Source organism: Zoogloea sp. (genome assembly GCF_023150065.1).
Lineage (GTDB): Bacteria > Pseudomonadota > Gammaproteobacteria > Burkholderiales > Rhodocyclaceae > Zoogloea.
Map to the genome: position 1 here is coordinate 41,162 of NZ_JAKLLN010000026.1, position 17,324 is coordinate 58,485.

Annotated in this window: 17 protein-coding genes; 9 read left to right on the forward strand and 8 right to left on the reverse strand. The window is 67.2% G+C overall.

Going from position 1 to position 17,324, the window contains the following annotated elements; translation table 11 throughout:
• Positions 1 to 194: 194 nt before the first annotated feature.
• Together L6Q67_RS20730 and L6Q67_RS20735 are read left to right on the forward strand one after the other, a co-directional pair.
• On the forward strand, positions 195 to 1,139 hold the full coding sequence (locus L6Q67_RS20730; protein ID WP_296574251.1) for a sodium-dependent bicarbonate transport family permease: 945 nt from the start codon (positions 195 to 197) through the stop codon (positions 1,137 to 1,139).
• Positions 1,136 to 1,444: a transcriptional regulator gene (locus L6Q67_RS20735; RefSeq protein WP_296574254.1), complete on the forward strand. Its 309-nt coding sequence runs from the start codon at positions 1,136 to 1,138 to the stop codon at positions 1,442 to 1,444. Before L6Q67_RS20730 ends, L6Q67_RS20735 begins: the two co-directional genes overlap by 4 nt.
• Before the next feature lie 15 nt (positions 1,445 to 1,459).
• On the opposite strand, the gene L6Q67_RS20740 is transcribed toward L6Q67_RS20735, so the two are convergent.
• From L6Q67_RS20740 to L6Q67_RS20750, 3 genes are all read right to left on the reverse strand, one after another.
• Complete coding sequence (locus L6Q67_RS20740) at positions 1,460 to 2,233, reverse strand: hypothetical protein (protein WP_296574257.1); 774 nt, start codon at positions 2,231 to 2,233, stop codon at positions 1,460 to 1,462.
• 77 nt (positions 2,234 to 2,310) lie between these two features.
• Entirely contained in the window at positions 2,311 to 3,846 is a 1,536-nt protein-coding gene (locus L6Q67_RS20745) for a fumarate hydratase (protein ID WP_296574259.1), read from the reverse strand.
• 18 nt (positions 3,847 to 3,864) lie between these two features.
• Positions 3,865 to 4,395 (reverse strand): TIGR00645 family protein, encoded by a 531-nt coding sequence (locus L6Q67_RS20750; protein ID WP_296574262.1) that lies wholly within the window; start codon positions 4,393 to 4,395, stop codon positions 3,865 to 3,867.
• Between the two features lie 104 nt (positions 4,396 to 4,499).
• On the opposite strand from L6Q67_RS20750, the gene purB reads away from it, so the two are divergent.
• The gene (gene purB, locus L6Q67_RS20755) at positions 4,500 to 5,867 is read left to right on the forward strand and encodes an adenylosuccinate lyase (RefSeq protein ID WP_296574265.1); all 1,368 of its coding nucleotides are present in this window, start codon (positions 4,500 to 4,502) and stop codon (positions 5,865 to 5,867) included.
• A gap of 47 nt (positions 5,868 to 5,914) precedes the next feature.
• Entirely contained in the window at positions 5,915 to 6,232 is a 318-nt protein-coding gene (locus tag L6Q67_RS20760; RefSeq protein WP_296574274.1) for a DUF2322 family protein, read from the forward strand.
• Between the two features lie 66 nt (positions 6,233 to 6,298).
• Here the strand turns inward: L6Q67_RS20760 and L6Q67_RS20765 are convergent, their stop codons facing one another.
• The 5 genes from L6Q67_RS20765 to L6Q67_RS20785 form a co-directional block, all read right to left on the reverse strand.
• A complete protein-coding gene (locus tag L6Q67_RS20765) occupies positions 6,299 to 6,649 on the reverse strand; it encodes a hypothetical protein (RefSeq protein ID WP_296574276.1) in 351 nt (116 codons plus the stop codon).
• Positions 6,646 to 8,379, reverse strand: coding sequence for a TrkA family potassium uptake protein (locus L6Q67_RS20770; protein ID WP_296574278.1), 1,734 nt, complete (start codon positions 8,377 to 8,379; stop codon positions 6,646 to 6,648). Before L6Q67_RS20770 ends, L6Q67_RS20765 begins: the two co-directional genes overlap by 4 nt.
• A 4-nt stretch (positions 8,380 to 8,383) precedes the next feature.
• On the reverse strand, positions 8,384 to 8,767 hold the full coding sequence (locus L6Q67_RS20775; protein WP_296574280.1) for a DUF6394 family protein: 384 nt from the start codon (positions 8,765 to 8,767) through the stop codon (positions 8,384 to 8,386).
• 32 nt (positions 8,768 to 8,799) lie between these two features.
• On the reverse strand, positions 8,800 to 10,212 hold the full coding sequence (locus tag L6Q67_RS20780) for a hypothetical protein (protein WP_296574281.1): 1,413 nt from the start codon (positions 10,210 to 10,212) through the stop codon (positions 8,800 to 8,802).
• Between the two features lie 65 nt (positions 10,213 to 10,277).
• A complete protein-coding gene (locus tag L6Q67_RS20785; protein WP_296574284.1) occupies positions 10,278 to 10,922 on the reverse strand; it encodes a TetR/AcrR family transcriptional regulator in 645 nt (214 codons plus the stop codon).
• Between the two features lie 96 nt (positions 10,923 to 11,018).
• Here L6Q67_RS20785 and L6Q67_RS20790 point away from each other — a divergent pair, with 96 nt between their 5' ends.
• The 5 genes from L6Q67_RS20790 (at position 11,019) to L6Q67_RS20810 (ending at position 17,172) form a co-directional block, all read left to right on the forward strand.
• Positions 11,019 to 12,584, forward strand: coding sequence for a 4-hydroxyphenylacetate 3-hydroxylase N-terminal domain-containing protein (locus L6Q67_RS20790; protein ID WP_296574286.1), 1,566 nt, complete (start codon positions 11,019 to 11,021; stop codon positions 12,582 to 12,584).
• Positions 12,585 to 12,783: 199 nt separating this feature from the next.
• Positions 12,784 to 14,208 (forward strand): aspartate ammonia-lyase, encoded by a 1,425-nt coding sequence (gene aspA / locus L6Q67_RS20795; protein ID WP_296574287.1) that lies wholly within the window; start codon positions 12,784 to 12,786, stop codon positions 14,206 to 14,208.
• Positions 14,209 to 14,228: 20 nt separating this feature from the next.
• A complete protein-coding gene (locus L6Q67_RS20800; protein ID WP_296574289.1) occupies positions 14,229 to 15,536 on the forward strand; it encodes a dicarboxylate/amino acid:cation symporter in 1,308 nt (435 codons plus the stop codon).
• Positions 15,537 to 15,694: 158 nt separating this feature from the next.
• Positions 15,695 to 16,387 carry a LuxR C-terminal-related transcriptional regulator gene (locus L6Q67_RS20805; RefSeq protein ID WP_296574291.1) on the forward strand — a complete coding sequence of 231 codons (693 nt, stop codon included), beginning with the start codon at positions 15,695 to 15,697 and terminating at the stop codon, positions 16,385 to 16,387.
• Positions 16,388 to 16,407: 20 nt separating this feature from the next.
• Positions 16,408 to 17,172, forward strand: coding sequence for a TSUP family transporter (locus tag L6Q67_RS20810; protein ID WP_296574293.1), 765 nt, complete (start codon positions 16,408 to 16,410; stop codon positions 17,170 to 17,172).
• Positions 17,173 to 17,324: the final 152 nt, after the last annotated feature.

The window sequence follows — 17,324 nt, forward strand, 5'->3', positions numbered from 1 at the left end:
GTTCATTTGATTTTATATTTCAACGCGTCCATCCTGCGAGCCGTCGCCCATCGGCGCGGGGCTCGCCCGCTGCTGCGGGCCTTGAGGAGAAAGCACCATGCATCAACGCGTTGTTGTCCAGCGTCCCGATAGTCGGAGCCGGGGAAGCGAGGTGGCCCGGCACCGGGCGGCCGCCGTAGGGGAGGGGCTGCGCCATGTCCTTTGAGCCCGTCGTCCTGTTCTTCATGCTGGGCCTGCTGGCCGGCGTGCTGCGCTCGGATCTGAAGATTCCGGGGGTGGTCTATGAGGGGCTGAGCATCTTCCTGCTCCTCGCCATCGGATTGAAGGGCGGTGTCGAGCTGGCCCGCCATGATGTCCTCGACCTGGCCGTGCCCGCCCTCGTGGTGGTGGGCGTGGCGGTGCTGATCCCCCTGGCCTGCTTCTCGGTGCTGCGCGGGCTGGCGGGCTTTCCCCGGGCCGATGCCGCCTCCATCGCCGCCCACTATGGTTCGGTCAGTGTGGTGACCTTTGCGGTGGCCAGCAGCTTTCTGGCCAGCCGTGCGGTGGCGGCGGACGGCTACATGACCGTCTTCCTGGCTCTGCTGGAGCTGCCGGCGCTGCTCGTGGGGGTCTTCCAGGCGCGCCGTGGTCAGGGCCAGGTGAGCTGGGGCACGCTGCTGCACGAGGTGCTGGCCGGCAAGAGCATCGTCCTGCTGGCGGGGGGCCTGCTGATCGGCTGGCTGGCCGGGCCGGATGGCATCCATCCGCTGGATCGGGTGTTCTTCGACCTGTTCAAGGGCATGTTGGCCTTCTTCCTGATGGAGATGGGGCTGGTGGCCGCCGGGCGGTTGGCCGATCTGCGCCGGGCCGGGCCTTTCCTGGTGGCGTTTGCGGTGGGGGCGCCCGTCTGCGCGGGGCTGCTGGGGATCGTCACCGCCGGGCTGCTCGGCTTCTCGGTGGGCAATGCGGTGCTGCTGGCGACCCTTTACGCCAGCGCCTCCTACATCGCCGCGCCGGCCGCCATGCGCATTGCCGTGCCGGAGGCCAATCCGGCCCTGTCCATTGGGGCATCCCTGGGTATCACCTTTCCCTTCAACTTGATCGCCGGCATTCCGCTGTATCACTGGCTGGCGTTCCGCCTCAACGGAGTCCTGGCATGAGCCCCGCGCTGACCTGCAGAAAGCTTGTCACCATCGTGTGTGAGGCGGAGCTTGAAACCCTGCTCCTGCCGGAGCTGGCCCGCCAGGGCGCGCGCGGCTACACCCTCACCGAGGCCCGCGGGCAGGGCGCCCGGGGCGTGCGGGACGGCGCCTGGCGCGCATCCTCGAACATCCGTATCGAAGTGCTGTGTGACGCGGGGGTGGCCGGGCGCCTGGTGGACATGCTGCAGACGCGCTTCTACGCCGACTACGGCATCGTGGTGTTCCTGGTCGACGTGGAGGTGCTGCGGCCCGGCAAGTTCTGATAGGGCGGCCGGCTCTCAGCGCAGCGGCGTGAGTCCGATCTCGGATGCCGTGGCCGGCCCGATCAGGGCTTTGCCGAGATGCTCCGGGATCTCGGCCCGGTCTTCGCCCAGGGCGATGCGCCCGGCCATGATCTCGGCGAAGCGCTGGGGGTGGCGGGGCTGGCGTTCCGGCTCGGCGTAGCCGTCGGGGTAGAGGGGCTGGTTGGTGCGCAGGTCGTACTTGTCGCTGGCCCCCAGGGTGTGGAGCAGCTCGTGGGCGATGACCACCAGGTTGCGCTGGCGCTCGTTGCGGTCGGCGAACACCTTGATCACCCCGATCATGCCCTTGCGCAGGCCGAGGGAGTGGTCCAGGTGCGGGGTGAGGGCCGGATCGTGGTAGAGCACGAACAGGCGGATCTGCGGCCGCGGCCCCGGTGCGGCGTCATGGCGCCAGGCCCACCAGCGCAGGTGCAGGCTCCACCAGCCGATCTCCAGGCTGCTGCCCCCGGCGGGAAAGGCCGGCGGCAGGGCATCGACGGGCGGGGCCAGGTTGAGAGCGAGGGGCTGCAGCAGCGGGCTGCCATGGCGGCGCACTTCGTCCTGCAGCCATTCGCCGATGGGGGCAAAGTCGTCGACCCGCGCCCGGGCCACGGCCTGGCGGGTGAGCGGCGAGTCGTCGGCGGCGATCGGGTAAAGGGTGACGTGGAGGGAGTTCTTCCAGTCGGTGGCCTGGGCCCCGCTGCGCCAGGCGCCGACGGCCACGGTGGCGAGGATGAACAGCAGGATCCCGATGCGCAGTCTGCGGAACATGGTGGTGGAGGGTGTGGAGGGCGTGGAGGATGAAAAAACCCGGCACGGGGCCGGGTTCCTTGGTGCGCTTGCGAAGATCAGGCCATCTTGACCGGGATCTTGCCGATCTTGGCCTGCCATTCCTTCGGGCCGGTGTTGTGCACGCTGGTGCCGGCGGAATCCACGGCCACGGTGACGGGCATGTTCTCCACGTCGAACTCGTAGATGGCTTCCATGCCCAGGTCGGCAAAGCCGACGACCTTGGCCGACTTGATGGCCTTGGCCACCAGGTAGGCGGCGCCGCCGACGGCCATCAGGTAGGCGGACTGGTTGTCCTTGATGGCCTCGATGGCGGTGGTGCCGCGCTCGGACTTGCCGACCATGGAGATCAGGCCGGTCTGCTCGAGCATCATGCGGGTGAACTTGTCCATGCGGGTGGCGGTGGTGGGGCCGGCGGGGCCGACAACTTCGTCACGCACCGGGTCCACCGGGCCCACGTAGTAGATCACGCGGTTGGTGAAGTCGACGGGCAGCTTCTCGCCCTTGGCCAGCATGTCGGCGATGCGCTTGTGGGCGGCGTCGCGGCCGGTGAGCATCTTGCCGTTGAGGAGGAGCTTCTGGCCCGGTTTCCAGGACGCGACCTGTTCCTTGGTCAGGGTGTTGAGATCCACCTGAGTGGCGGCCTTGAGGTCCGGCGTCCAGGTGACGGCGGGCCAGTCTTCCAGCTTGGGCGGCTCGATCTTGGCGGGGCCGGAGCCGTCCAGATGGAAGTGGCAGTGACGGGTGGCGGCGCAGTTGGGCACCAGGGCCACCGGCAGGTTGGCGGCGTGGCAGGGGTAGTCCAGCACCTTCACGTCGAGCACGGTGGTGAGGCCGCCCAGGCCCTGGGCGCCAACGCCGAGGGCGTTGATCTTTTCCATCAGCTCGAGACGCAGCTGTTCCGGGCGGGTCAGCGTTGCGCCGGTCGCGGCCTTGGCCTTGAGTTCATGGATGTCCACCGGGGCCATGATCGATTCCTTGGCCAGCAGCATGGCTTTTTCCGGCGTGCCGCCGATGCCGATGCCGATGATGCCCGGCGGACACCAGCCGGCGCCCATCTCGGGGATCTTCTTGAGGACCCAGTCCACCAGGTCGTCGGAGGGGTTGAGCATGGCGAACTTGGACTTGGCTTCGGAGCCACCGCCCTTGGCCGCGCAGATCACTTCCACGTGGTGGCCCGGGACGAGCTCGAAGTGGACCACCGCCGGGGTGTTGTCCTTGGTGTTCTTGCGGGTACCGGCCGGGTCGGCCAGCACCGAGGCGCGCAGGGGGTTGTCCGGGTTGCCGTAGGCGCGACGCACGCCCTCGTCGATCATCTGCTGCACGCTCATGGTGGCGTCCGGCCAGGTGACCTGCATGCCGACCTTGATGAAGACCATGCCGATGCCCGTGTCCTGGCAGATCGGGCGGTGGCCCTCGGCAGACATGCGCGAGTTGGTCAGGATCTGGGCGATGGCGTCCTTGGCGGCGGGGGATTCCTCGCGCTCGTAGGCTTCACCCAGCGCCTTGATGTAGTCCAGCGGGTGGTAGTAGCTGATGTACTGGAAGGCGTCCGCGACGGACTGGATCAGGTCTTCCTGTTTGATGGCGGTCATGGGTGAAGCTCCCTCTCTTTAGTGTTTTGACAGCAAAACGGTCTGGTTCATCATCTTGTCCACGAAGGCCATGGCCATGGCGGACAGCAGGAACACGACATGGATGATCACCTGCCACATGATCGTGTGCTCGGCCAGGTTGGCGGCGTTGATGAAGGTCTTCAGCAGGTGGATCGAGGAGATGCCGATGATGGCGGTGGACAGCTTGATCTTGAGTACGCCGGCGTTCACGTGGGACAGCCACTCGGGCTGGTCCGGGTGGTCCTGCAACTCCAGGCGTGAGACGAAGGTCTCGTAGCCGCCGATGATCACCATGATCAGCAGGTTGGCGATCATCACCACGTCGATCAGGCCGAGCACAACCAGCATGGTCTCGGTTTCGCTGATGTGGCCGCCGGACTCGAAGACCGAGCCGACCAGGTGGCCGAGTTCGGCCATGAAGAGATAGACGTAGATACCCTGGGCGACGATCAGGCCGAGGTACAGGGGCGCCTGGAGCCAGCGGCTCCAGAAGATGAAGCGTTCGAGTTGTTGCGGGCCTTTGCTCATGATGGGGTACTGCTGTTGGGGGAGCCCGGATTTTATCATCGGCGAACGGCCCTCCAAGACGGTAAAATGGAGAACTTTGCTTTTTCGCCTCAAGGCCTTTACGCATGAATCTCCAGCCCATCACCGCCCTGTCGCCCCTCGACGGCCGCTACGAATCCAAGGTTTCCGCCCTGCGCGAGCATTTTTCCGAGTTCGGCCTGATCCGTAACCGGGTCAAGGTCGAGATCGAGTGGCTGAAGGCCCTCGCCGCCGCCCCCGAGCTGGCCGAGATCGCGCCTTTCTCCGCCGCCACCGTGGCCGAGCTGGATGCCGTGATCGCCAACTTCTCGGTCGCCGACGGCGAAGCCGTGAAGGCCATCGAAGCCACCACCAACCATGACGTGAAGGCCATGGAGTACTGGCTCAAGGAGCGTCTGGGCCACAACCCCGAAGTCACCCGCGTCACCGAGTTCATCCACTTCGGCTGCACCTCCGAAGACATCAACAACGTCTCCCACGCCCTCATGCTGCGTGACGGCCGCGACGGCGTGTTGCTGCCCTCCCTGGACAAGATCATCGCCCGCCTGGTCGAGCTGGCCCACCAGCACGCCGAGCTGCCCATGCTGTCCCGCACCCACGGCCAGCCCGCCAGCCCCACCACCCTGGGCAAGGAGATGGCCAACGTGGTGCACCGCCTGCGCCGCACCCGCAAGGCCATCGCCGGCGTCGAGCTGACCGCCAAGTTCAACGGCGCCGTGGGCAACTACAACGCCCACCTGTCGGCCTACCCCGACTTCGACTGGGAGACCTTCAACGGCCGCTTCATCGAGTCCCTGGGCCTGACCTTCAACCCCTACACCATCCAGATCGAGCCCCACGACGCGATGGCCGAGCTCTACGACGCCACCGCCCGCGCCAACACCATCGTGCTGGATACCTGTCGCGACATCTGGATGTACATCTCCCTGGGCTACTTCAAGCAGAAGCTGAAGGCCGGCGAGATCGGCTCGTCCACCATGCCCCACAAGGTCAACCCCATCGACTTCGAGAACGCCGAGGGCAACCTGGGCCTGGCCAACAGCGTGCTGCGCCACCTGGCCGACAAGCTGCCGGTGTCCCGCATGCAGCGCGACCTGACCGACTCCACCGTGCTGCGCAACATGGGCGTGGCCTTCGGCTACGCCGTGCTGGCCTATGATTCCTGCCTGCGCGGCCTGGGCAAGCTCGAAGCCGAGCCGGCCCGCCTGGCGGCCGACCTGGACGCCTGCTGGGAAGTGCTCGCCGAGCCGATCCAGACCGTCATGCGCCGCTACGCCGTGCCCAACCCCTACGAGCAGCTCAAGGAGCTGACCCGCGGCAAGGGCATCACCAAGGAAGCCCTGCAGGAGTTCATTGGCACCCTGGCCATCCCCGAGGCCGAAAAGGCCCGCCTGCTGCAGATGACCCCTGCCAGCTACATCGGCAAGGCCGCCGAACTGGCCAAGCGCATCTGACCGGAGTCCGCGGGCGAATGAATTCGCCCCCACAGGAGATAAATTGAATGGCGTTTGCCGACAAGCTCAAGACCCTGCCGGGTGTGTCCCACCTGGCCTCCATCCAGCTCTCCAACGCCGCTGGCGAGGTGGTGGCGACCATCGAGAACAAGCCCGGCCAGGCCGGCTCCCTGGCGGTGTACAACCACCTGGGGCAGATCCACGGGGCCATCACCCCCGAGGCCGCGGCCCAGGGCATCGAGATCTACGCCGAGCACAGCGAGGATGCGCGCCTCAACCCGGGCAAGCACCCCAACATCGACCGGCTGATCGGCCTGGTGGAGCGGGGCGAGACCCTGCGGGTGAAGCACGTTTTCGCCGCCTGAAGCCAGGCAGGCTGAATCAGAAAGGGCTGCCTTCGGGCAGCCCTTTTTGCTGGCGGGCCCCGAGCGTCAGGCCGGCGCCATGCGCCAGGGGCGGGTGACGAGCCAGCCCAGGGCGATGCCCAGGCCGTCGGCGATCACGTCCCGCAGCTCGCCGACGCGGTTGGTGGTGAAGGTGTGCTGGCACAGCTCGATCAGGACACCGTAGCCCAGCAGCCCCAGGGCCACCAGCCCGAGGCGCGTCGGCCAGCCGCCCCGGCCCAGCAGCATCAGGGTGGCGAAGGCTGCGCTGTGGTGGAGCTTGTCCTGGTTGGAGACCACCTCGGGCACCACGGCCACGGGAATCATCGCCAGCACGAAGATGACGGCCAGGGCCAGCCCGAAGGCGGTACGCAGCAGCGGCGCTGACAGAAAGCTCATGGGGTGGCTTCCTGGCCGGCACGGCGCCGGGCCAGCCATTCCCAGATCAGGCCGCCGGGGGAGTCCTGCCCGGTCAGCACGTACTTCAGGGTGTGGGCGTTGAACAGGGTCAGGCCCAGGTCCTTGCGGGCCCTGTCATCGCCCACGAAAAGCAGCTGGTCACCCAGCAGGATCTCCTGTTCGGGCCCGGGCAGTAGCACGGGTGGGTCGCCTTCACGCAGCAGCAGCAGGGGTTTGCAGCCCAGCTCGGGCCGGTCGGTGACGGGGGCGCGGAGCAGCTCGCCGAGCTTCAGCCGGCATTCGTGGCGCATCAGCGTGCGGTACACCGACGGGGCCTGGGCGATGTTGATGGCCACGCTCCATACGGCCGGTACGCCCCAGCCGAAGCGCTCCGTCACCTCGTTGAGCAGGGCCTCGGCCCAGTCGTCGTCGCCCTTGCGTACCGCTTCGAGGAAGGGGGCGAGGAGGGGCGTGGTGAGGATTGCCAGGCATTCGTGGGCGACGATCTCGCTGGGCACCATGGTGAAGTCGGACTCGAAGGCCTCGAACAGGGCCCGGTTGGCCACGTGGTTCTGGCGCAGCACGGTGAACAGCGCCGGGTTCATCTGGTGGGCGGTGACGACGATGGAGAGGTTGTTCACGTCGTTGCCGGTGGCGGCGACGATGCCGGCGGCGTCATGGATGCCGGCGCTGCCGAGGGCGTCGGCGCCGGTGCCGTCGCCCTTGACCCAGTGGTGGGCCGGATCGACCGGCGGGGAGCGGTCGATGATGGTGACGGGCAGTGAGGCGTTCTCGAGGGCCTGGGTCATGACCTTGCCGAAGCTGCCGTAGCCACACAGCACCCACTTGCCGGCAGGTGGGTCCCGGTGGCGGGTGACGGTGGTGCCGGGCAGTCCGGTGAGCCACAGCAGCAGGTGATAGGCCGCCGGGGAGTGCAGGGCCAGGGCCATGTACTCGCCGAACTTTTCGAAGGGGTTGATGATGTGGCGGGTGCCGAAGGAGGCCATGTTGGCCACCGTGTCGGCATGCTCGGCGCGGCACAGGGCGGGCAGGGCCGGGGCCAGCAGGCGGGCGGCGATGGCCACTGCCAGATTGGTGCTGTCGTCGTTGGTCAGGGCGATGACGCCCCGGCAGTACTTGCTGGTGAGGCCGGCAAAGAGCAGGGTGTCGGGCTCGCCGGCGTCGGCGCACAGGGCGGGCATGTCGGCCGAGTAGCTCTGCAGTTCCAGGTCGCCCACCTTGGCTTCGTCCTTCTCGATGACCACCGCCCGGTAGCCCAGCTCATCCAGGGCCTTGCAGATCAGGCGCCCGGTCTCACCATACCCGCAGACCAGGAAGAAGTGCTCGCGCAGGCGCCGCACCTGGCGGGCAAAGCGCTGCACGGCCACGGCGTTGAGGAAGTTCTTGTCCTGCAGCATCGCGAACACGGTGCCCAGGGTGTAGGCCCAGCCGATCACCGACAGGTAGATGCACAGGGTCACCCACAGGCGCTGCTGCTCGGAGAAGGCGTAGGGGATCTCGCCGAAGCCGATGGTGGTGGCGGTGTAGCTGAAGAAGTACACCGCGTGGAAGAAGCTGAGGCGCTGGATCACCCCATTGGAATCGAGCGGGCCGGGCACGAGGGTGAGGCCCAGCACCGACAGCGCGAAGATGGTGATGAGCACGATCAGCGGCGTGCGCAGCCGCCGCAGGACGAGGAAGATCGTGCTGGTAGGGGTGCTGCTGGTCACGGCATCAGCGCCGCTGCATGATGGTTTCGGCGATCAGGATGACCACCGAGATCACGTTGGCAAAGAGGGCGCCGCCCGACAGGGAGACGATGCTGGACATGATGCCCGAGGTGAGGCCGGTGCCGGCCACGTGCACCGCGTAGCCCCACACCATGGCGGCGGCGAGCAACTGCAGGTCGGCCACCAGGCTGGTGGCCAGGTGGATGGCGCCGATCTGGGTGCGGTCACCGAACTTGAGCACGGTGGCGATGAGGTTGACCACGATGGCAGCGAACAGCTCGTAGATGTCGTGATGGCTGGGGTTGTCGATCTCGCCGATGAAGAAGCCGAAGTTGAGCGTGGCGGCGAAGACGATGAAGAAGCCGAAGATGACTTTCTCGAGGTTCATCGGGAGTGTCCAAAGTGGGCGATGCCGTAATGCTAGCACTCCCCGCCATGGGCCGGCCCGGGCTGCGTGTCGGCCGCCCAGACCAGGGCGCCGGCATGCCGCCAGTAGTCGAGATAGGTCTGGCGGTAGATCCACGCTTCGTCGCGGCCACCGACGGTATACACGCCGGGGCGCATCTTTGGTTTGCGGGGGGCGGGGCTGACGAGGGTCTTCCAGATCAGCGGGCTGTCGGCCTGGCAGTCGCCCAAGGCCTTCCGGGCTTCGTCGAGCCGGCCCAGGGCAAACAGGGCCAGCACCCGGCCGTGACGGGAGAAGGCGTCGTCCGACCCGGCCTGGTCGGCCACCGCCAGGGCTTCGGCGGCGTGGCCGCAGCTGGTGAGTGTGTGCACCAGCAGGTCACGCAGGCCGGTTTCATCGTCGGGGCTGGCAATCTGCACCGACCAGCGCAGGGGCGCCAGGGCGGTGTGATCACCCGGGGCGGCAAAGAGTCGGGCGTGGTCGGCGGCCAGGCACAGCAGGGGCTGGTTGCCCGGGTGGTGCCAGGGCAGCGGCTGATAACAGGCCTGCAATCCTTCCAGCACAGCGATGCGCAAGGCCTCACCGCGCAGCAGGAGGGCGCGGGTCAGGGCGCGGGTGGAGGCGGGCTTGCCGACGGGGGCCTGGCGCATCATCTCGGCCATGTCGTTGAGGACGAGGAAGGACTGGGCGCACAGGGGCTCGCCGAGGAACATCTCCAGCCAGGCACCGGGTGCGGCGGCGTCGTTGAAGGGGGAGACCATGGCCCAGCGGGACTCCAGCCCCGCGAGCGCCCGGCGGGGGGCGAGCGCGATGGACTTGTGCAGGCGATAGTGGCAGGCGGGGGCGGGCCAGGCGTCGATATGCTGGAGGAGACGTTCGATCAGGCGGCCGTCGTCCGGGCCATTGTCGGTGAGTACTGCCGGGTCGTGGTGGGCCATGTCGTGGAGGTGGGCGATGAGGTCGGAAAAATCCCGGGCCGGATTGCTGGCCAGGCGTGTTGCCCACAGGCGGGCTGTGCAGCGGGCTTCGTCCCGCCGCCCCTCTGCCATCAAGGTGGTGACTTCGAGGCAGGCCAGCGCCGGTGCCCCCGGGCTGAGGCGGGTAGCTTCGTGAAAGGCGGCCCAGGCGGCAGCGAAGTGTCCCCTTGCCGCATCGAAGGCACACTGGCGCTGCCGGCCCAGGGCGCGCAGGGCGGTCGGGGATGCGTGCCTCAGGGCGGCGAGAAAGTGCTCGGCCTGGCGTGCTGTGGCGGCGTCGAGATAGGTGTCGACGAGCAGGTCGGCGCTGCTGGCAGGGGCGTGGCCCGGAGTGGGCAGGGCGGAGAAGAGGGCTTCCAGCAGGGCGATGACACGGTGTTCGTGACTGTTGCCCCGCCGTTTTGGGGCAGGTGAGCGATTGGCTGGGCTATCGCCAGGAGGCCTCGGCATGAACGGATCGATTTAATGAAATATTCATAATACTAATCCGTTTATATGCACATCGAATGATGTTTTCAGGGTGGTGAGGCCGGGCTGGGGATCCGCGCGATGAGGCCGTCGAGGTAGGTGTCGAACAGGGCCGGCCCCTGCTGGCCGAACATGCGGATACGCCCGGTGTGCACCAGCAGCAGCACGCCGGTGGCATGGGCGAAGAGGGCGGTGGTCTCACGCAGGGCGTCGGCTTCGGGCAGGCCGAGGGCCTGCATGTCGGCCTGCATGCCGGTGAGGCTGTCGGCGAGCCGCTGGTTGAGGCGGGCGTCGAGTTGCGGGTTGAGGCCGAGGGGCTGCAGGCCGCGGAAGAGGTAAAAGCCCAGGTCCAGTTCCCGCGGGTGGGCCAGGTAAAAGTCGAAGAAGCCGTGGGCCCGGCTGCGCAGGCGCAGCGCCGGTGCCACGTCGGCAGAAGTCGCTCCCTCGACTGAGGCATGCAGGCGGTCGAGGGAGGCGGCGAGCAGGTCGGCGTAGATCTCCTCCTTGCTGGCGTAATACTTGTAGAGGGCGCTCACCGTGTAGCCGGCTTCCCTGGCAATGGCTCGCATGTGGGCGCCGTCCAGCCCCTCCTGCTGAAAGATGCGTTCTGCGGCATCGAGGATCATCTGCCGTTTGAGGTCGGAAACAGCCTGGCGGCGCTGGGCGCGGGGGGTGGCAGGGGCGTCGGTCATGGGCGGAATCTACCATGTCGGATCAGGAAGTGAACGGCTTGACGAAATTGAGAACAATGTTCACATTGCGGGTTCATTGTTCCCCTGGAGCCGCTCATGTTCATGTCTGCCGACGACTATCGTGAATCCCTTCGCTCCCATCGGCCCGTTGTATATCTGGATGGTCGCCGGGTCGATTCGGTGCCCGATGAGCCCGCCTTCGCCCCGGGCATCCGTGCCCTCGGGGTGACCTACGACTTCGCTCTCCGCCCGGAGCTGGCGCCCTTGATGACGGCCGTGCAGCACAGCTCGGGCAAGGTGGTGAACCGCATGCTGCACATCGACATGAGCAGCGGGGATCTCCTCAACAAGCTCGAGGCGGTGCGTCTGCTGTGCCAGGAGACCGGCTGCGCCCAGCGCTACCTGGCCCACGATGCCCTGGGCGCCCTGTACCAGTCGTCACGCCGGGTGGATGCGGCCACCGGCAGCGAATACGACGCCCGCTTCGATGCCTGGCTGCATGCGGTACAGGACGCCGACCTGTCCATCGGCATCGCCATGACTGACGCCAAGGGCGACCGCAGCCTGCGCCCCCATCAGCAGGCCAACCCCGACAGCTACGTGCACATCGTGGCCCGGGACGGGAAGGGCATCACCCTGTCCGGCACCAAGGCCATCGTCACCGGTGCGCCCTACATGCATGAATTCCTGGTCATGCCCGGCCGCCACATGGGCCAGGAGGATGCCGATTTTGCCGTGTGTTGCGCCGTGCCCTGCGATGCTCCGGGGCTGACCATCGTGGCGCGCCCCGCCGGTCGGCCGGGTGAGAAAGCCGCCCTGTTCAGCAACAAGTATGGCCAGTCCACCGGGGTGCTGATCTTCGACCAGGTGTTCGTGCCCTGGGAGCGGGTCTTTCTGGCAGGTGAGTGGGCCCATTCCGGCCAGCTCACCCGGGACTACGCCACCCACCACCGCCACAGCTGCATTGCCGCCCGGGCCGGGTTTGGCGATCTGCTGATCGGGGCGGGGGCGCTGATGTGCGAGGCCAACGGCTTCGACCCCGGCAAGGAGACCCACCTGCGCGACCAGATGGTGGAGCTGATCAAGATCGTCGAAGGCTTCTATGCCTGCGGCGTGGCCGCGTCCACCTATGCCCGGGCCGACGCCGACAGTGGCAGCTTCATGCCCGAGCCCGTGTACTCCAACATCGGCAAGCTGCTGCTGGCCAACCAGATCTACGACATGCAGCGCATCGCCCATTACGTGTCCGGCGGGCTCATCGTCACCCTGCCCGGGCCGGATGAGGACCACAACCCGGTCACCGCCGCCAATCTGGCCGATGTGCTCCGGGCGGCGCCCGGCGTGCCCTACGACAAACGCATCCAGGCGGCGCGCTTCATGGAGGATCTGACAGCCTCGTACCAGGCCGGCTGGTATTCGGTGATCAGCCTCCACGGGGGTGGCTCGCCGGCGGCCATGAAGCAGGAGATCTGGCGCCACTACCCGGTGGGCGACAAGGTGGCCCTGGTGGAGCGCCTGCTGGACCGGGGCGTGAGCACCGACCCGGCACGCCCCATCACCCACAACCGCCAGCCTGGGCGCTGCTGTGCCAAAGGCTGCTCGGCGCCGGGGGAGGCGCTGATGGCGGATCTGCCATCTGCAGGACCCTCCGGCCTGTCCTGAGGGTTCGGATTTCCAGATGCCCACGGGCGGTTTCATCCGGATAACCGGACGAGGCCGTCTGTGATGAAAATCAAAACTGTTTTAAATCAGTCTCTTGTGGGTGGCGGCAGACGTTCGCCGGGGTGGCACGCGTTCTGCAATGGAAGGAGGGCCCGGCCGGCTTCAGGCCAGCCCCCGGTTCACACCCAAGGAGACAGATATGAATACCGCCACCACCCGCCTCGAACACGATCTTCTCGGCGACAAGGAAGTCCCGACCGCTGCTTACTACGGCGTGCACACCCTGCGCGCCCTCGAGAACTTCCCCATCACCGGCATCACCATCGCCGTCTATCCGGACCTGATCCGTGCCCTGGCCGAGATCAAGCGCGCGGCCGCCCAGGCCAACTGTGAGCTGGGCCTGCTCGACCAGGAGCGGATGAAGGCCATCGCTGCCGCCTGTGACGAGCTGGTGGTCGGCCGCCTGCACGAGCAATTCGTGGTGGACGTGATCCAGGGGGGCGCCGGCACCTCCACCAACATGAACGCCAACGAGGTCATCGCCAACCGTGCGCTGGAAATCATGGGCCACCAGCGCGGCGAGTACGCCTATCTGCACCCCAACGAACACGTCAACATGAGCCAGTCCACCAACGACGTCTATCCCACGGCGCTGAAGCTGGCCACCTACGTGGGCATCTTCCGCCTGGTGGACGCCATGGCCTACCTGCGCGCGGCCTTCGAGCGCAAGGCCGAGGAGTTTGCCGACGTGCTGAAGATGGGCCGCACCCAGCTGCAGGACGCGGTGCCCATGACCCTGGGCCAGGAGTTCTCCACCTACGCCACCATGCTCGGCGAGGACGAGGAGCGCCTCAAGGAGGCCGCCCTGCTGATCCGCGAGATCAACCTCGGCGCCACCGCCATCGGCACCGGCATCAACGCCCACCCCGACTACGCCGGCCTGGTGTGCCGCCGCCTCGCCGAGATCACCGGCATTCCGGTGGTCACGGCTCCTAACCTGATCGAGGCTACCCAGGATTGCGGCGCCTTCATCCAGCTCTCCGGCGTGCTCAAGCGCGTGGCGGCCAAGCTCTCGAAGGTCTGCAACGACCTGCGCCTGCTGTCCTCCGGCCCCCGTGCCGGCTTCGGCGAGATCAACCTGCCGCCGCGCCAGGCCGGCTCCTCCATCATGCCGGGCAAGGTTAACCCGGTGATCCCCGAGGTGGTGAACCAGATCGCCTTCGAGGTCATCGGCAACGACATGACCGTCACCTTCGCCGCCGAGGCCGGCCAGCTCCAGCTCAACGCCTTCGAACCCATCATTGCCCACAGCCTGTTCAAGAGTGTGCTGCACCTGACCAAGGGCTGCGTGGTGCTGGCCGACCGCTGCGTGGATGGCATCACCGCCAACCGGGATGCCCTGCGCGCCAGCGTCGAGCGCTCCATCGGCATCGTCACCGCCCTCAACCCCTACATCGGCTATGCCCATGCCACCGACGTGGCCGCCGAAGCCCACGCCAGCGGTCGTGGTGTGGCCGAGATCGTGCTGGAGCGCGGCCTGATGACCGCCGAGGCCCTGGCCGAGGTGCTGCGCCCCGAAGTGCTGACCCGTCCGCGCGCCCTGCCTGCCCGCAAGGCCGCCTGATCCATCACCGGGATACGATCATGAAAGCCAACAAATCCTCACTGCTGATCTTCGCCGCACTGATCCTCGGCATCCTCGTCGGTTACGTCTGTAACCAGGCGGCGCCCACGCCCGAGGCGGCCAAGGAGATCGCCGGCTACTTCGGCATCATCACCGACATCTTCCTGCGTCTGATCAAGATGATCATCGCGCCGCTGGTCTTCGCCACCCTGGTGTCCGGCCTCGCCAACATCGGCGACTCCAAGACCGTCGGCCGCATCGGCTCCAAGGCCCTCGGCTGGTTCATCGGCGCCTCCCTGGTGTCCCTGACCGTCGGGCTGATCTTCGCCAACCTGCTGCAGCCCGGCCACGCGCTGAACATGGCCCTGCCCGAGGCCGGTGCCGCCACCAACCTGAAGACCGGCGCCCTCAATCTGAAGGACTTCATCACCCATGTCTTCCCCAAGAGCATCGTCGAAGCCATGGCGGGCAACTCGGTGCTGCAGATCCTGGTGTTCTCGGTGTTCTTCGGCCTGGCTCTCGGCAACCTGCACAGCCAGGCGGCCCGCAGCCTGGTGCAGACCATGGATGAAGTGGTCCATGTGATGCTCAAGGTCACCGACTACGTGATGCGCTTTGCCCCGCTGGGTGTCTTCGCTGCCGTCGCGGCGGTGGTGACTACCCAGGGGCTGGGCATGCTGAGCGTGTTCGGCAAGCTGCTGGCCAGCTTCTACATCGCCCTGGCCGTGCTGTGGACCATCCTCATCGGTGCCGGCTACGCGGTGCTGGGCCGCGAGGTGTTCCGGCTCATCAAGCTGGTGCGCAGCCCCATGCTGCTGGGCTTCTCCACCGCCAGCAGCGAATCGGCCTACCCCAAGCTGATGGAGCAACTCGAGAAGTTCGGCGTCAAGAACCGCATCACCGGCTTCGTCCTGCCCCTGGGCTATTCCTTTAACCTGGACGGCTCCATGCTGTACACCGGCTTCGCCGCCCTGTTCGTGGCCCAGGCCTACGGCATCCCCATGTCCCTCGGCGAGCAGATCACCATGCTGCTGGTGCTGATGGTCTCCAGCAAGGGCGTGGCCGGCGTGCCCCGTTCGTCCCTGGTGGTGGTGGCGGCCGTGCTGCCCATGTTCCATCTGCCGGAGGCCGGCCTGCTGCTGATCATGGGCATCGACCACTTCCTCGACATGGGGCGCACGGCGACCAATGTGCTGGGCAACGCGATCGCCACGGCGGCCGTGGCCAAGTGGGAAGAGGCCATCGATCCGGTGGATCCGCAGTTGGACGACTCGGACGATGCCCTGCCGGTGGCCGGCGAGGCGGCGCCCGCCACGGCTTCGGCCTGATCCATTTCTCCCTCGGCCTTCCCTTCCTCGGGAAGGCTCCCTTGCCCGACCCGTCCAGGGTCGGGCCCTTTTTTCGTCAGGTCCGCTTTGTGTGGCTTGGGGGCAGAGGGCGCCAGGCGCGTTCGCCCCATTTGCGGACCCCGCTCAGGGAGTCTCCGATGATCTGTTCTCCGCGCCTTCCGTGCATCCATCTCGTCACCCCCAACCCGACTGCGGGCCAGCGCGTCGCCCGATTGGTCGCCGAGTTGGGAATCGGTTTTCGGGCCTGGTGGGGCCCCGATGCGCTACTGGCGGGCCTTGATCCTGAAGCCACCGGAGCCTTGCTCGTCGATGTGAGTCCGGCGGGCCCCGAGTTGGCCATGCTGGAGCGCCTGCCCTCCCGGGGCATCGACCTGCCCGTGATCGTCCTGGCCCGGCAGGCCACCGTGGACCTGTGCCGCCGGGCCTTCAAGGCCGGGGCGCGTGAGTTCCTGCCCATGTCTTCGTTGCGGAGTGGGCTGCCCGACACCTTGCGCAAGGCAGTGGGCCAACATGTGCTCGACCGTCAGCGCCAGCAGCGTGACCTCCATGCCCGCAGCCTCTACGCCCGCCTCTCGGAGCGGGAGCGGGAAGTGCTCGGCTTGCTGGTGGAAGGGCTGACCAACAAGGAGATAGCCCGCGCCCTCGCCGTCTCCCCCCGCACGGTGGAGGTCCACCGGGCACGGCTCGCCGCCAAGCTCGAAACCGACTCCCTCGCCAAGCTGGTGAGGCAATATGCCGACCTGGTGGATGAGGACGATGGTCGCCCCGTCCTGGTCTGCGGCCAGGCTTGGGGCGAGCCCCTGTCCCCCGCCTCCCGGCGCCCCGTCTGACCCTCTCTTGAGTATTTCCCATGCCCCTTGAGTTCGTGTTTCTCGGCGCTGTCGCCTTCTTCGCCGGCCTGGTCGACGCCGTGGTGGGCGGTGGTGGCCTGATCCAGATCCCCGTGCTGCTCAGCCACTACCCCCAGGTGGCCATCCCCACCCTGTTCGGCACCAACAAGCTGTCCAGCATCGCCGGCACCAGCGCTGCCCTGTGGCGCTATGCCCGCTCGGTGCAGATCCCCTGGAAGGTGGTGGTGCCGGCAGCCCTGGCGGCCCTGGCCGGCGCCTGGGTCGGCGCAGCCGTGGTGGCCTGGCTGCCCCGGGAGGCCATGCGTCCGCTGGTTCTGGTGCTGATGCTGGCGGTGGCCATCTACACCTTCCGGCGCAAGGATTTCGGCCATGCCGAAACCCGCGAGCTGACCCCCGCCGACCGCTGGCGGGCGGTGGTTTTCGGCGGTGTGATCGGCTTCTACGACGGCTTCTTCGGGCCGGGCACGGGCAGCTTCCTGATCTTCGGCTTCGTGCGCCTGTTCGGCATGGACTTCCTGCGCGCCTCCGCCAGCGCCAAGCTCATCAATGTGGCCACCAACGTCTCGGCCATCGGCTTCTTCGCCAGCCACGGGCCGCTGCTGTGGACGGTCGGTCTGGTCATGGCCGCGTGCAACCTGGCCGGTGCCCACGTGGGCACCTGGCTCGCCCTGCGCCGCGGCACCGCCTTCGTGCGCCAGGCCTTCCTGGTGGTGGTGTCCGTGCTGATCGCCAAGCTGGCGTGGGACATGGTGAAGGCCTGGTAGGGGAGGGGGCTCCTGTGGGGTCGAATTCATTCGACCTTCTGCGGGTTGAGCCGTTACGGGACGGCTTTCCGTTGCTTGGCGTGACGTTGGCCGGGTCTCGCCCCGGCGGGCGACCTTCTTTCTTGTTGCACGACAAGAAAGAAGGCAAAGAA